1 protein-coding gene is annotated in these 1,331 nt (G+C 63.3%); it reads left to right on the top strand.

Features of this window, described 5'->3' with window-relative positions:
- The first annotated feature begins 51 nt into the window (after positions 1-51).
- A protein-coding gene (locus ACX9NE_RS29255; RefSeq protein ID WP_459365266.1) for an IS3 family transposase occupies positions 52-1,304 on the top strand; the annotation gives its coding sequence in 2 pieces (ribosomal slippage) (positions 52-325 and positions 325-1,304; 1,254 coding nt in all).
- Positions 1,305-1,331 lie beyond the last annotated feature (27 nt).

Genomic DNA, 1,331 nt, shown 5'->3' with positions numbered 1-1,331 from the left:
TGAACCGCTCCGGGTTTGATGCCGCTTCCTTCTGTGAGAAGGATGGCGATTATGGCCAAGCATTACCCGTTCGAGCAGCGTGAGCGTGCGGTGAAGATGGTGCTCGATCATCTCGGTGAGTATCGGTCGGTGTATGCCGCCTGCCAGGCGATCGGCCCAAAGGTCGGTGTGGGTGCGGAGTCGCTGCGCCGGTGGGTGTTGCAGGCCCAGGTCGATGCCGCTGAGCGCCCCGGTGTCACGAGTGCCGAGGCTCAGCGCATCCGCGACCTGGAGCGGGAAGTCCGGGATCTCAAGGAGGCCAATGAGATTCTGAAGGCAGCCTCGATTTTCTTCGCGCGGGAGCTCGACCCGCGCCACCGCTGATCTGCGGCTTCATCGACCAGATGCGGGCGGCTGGATACCGGGTCGAGCCGATCTGTGCAGTCCTGTGTGAACAGGGCGTGCAGGTTGCCCCACGGACCTACCGCAGCTGGAAGACCGCCAGGCCCTCGGCGCGCACGGTCGCTGATGCGCAGCTCACCGATGCGCTGCTGGCCACCGTCGGCACGCCCGAGGGCATGTACGGACGGCGCAAGATGACTGCCCATTTGCGTCGCGAAGGCCACCAGGTCGCCCGGTGCACAGTGGACCGGCTGATGCGCGATGAGGGCTTGTCGGGGATCGTTCGGGGCCGAAAACACCGCACCACGATCGCCGATAAGGGCGCAGCGCGGGCTGCTGATCTGTTGGATCGCGATTTCACTGCCACCGCGCCGAACCGCAAGTGGGTCACCGACTTCACCTATGTGCCGACCTGGGTGGGGTTTGTCTACGTGGCGTTGGTGATCGACTGCTTTTCCAGGGCGATCGTGGGCTGGCAGGTGTCCAAGGTCAGGGACACCGCGATGGTCACCACTGCACTGAAGATGGCGCTGTGGCGTCGTGATCATCATGGCCGCCAGGTGGCTGACGGATTGATCCATCACAGCGATGCGGGATCTCAGTACACGTCGATTGCGTTCGCGGAAACCCTTGTGCTGGAAGGGATTGCAGCGTCGATTGGCAGCATCGGCGATGCCTACGATAATTCGCTGGCCGAGACAACCATCGGGCTGTTCAAGACCGAGGCCATCAGTGTGGGCAGCCCGTTCCGATCCGGCCCGTTGCGGACGCTCGACGACGTCGAGTACGCGACGATGGAATGGGTCGATTGGTACAACAACCGCCGCTTGCACAGCGTCTTGGACTACGCCCCACCCGAGGAATGCGAGAGCGCCTATTACGCTCAACTCCGGGCGTCCCAGCCGGCGATGTCTCAAACATGAAGCCGGCATCAAACCCGGAGCGGTTCA

Source organism: Mycobacterium sp. ML4, from assembly GCF_054515735.1.
This window is presented reverse-complemented; position numbering and strand designations above follow the sequence as displayed.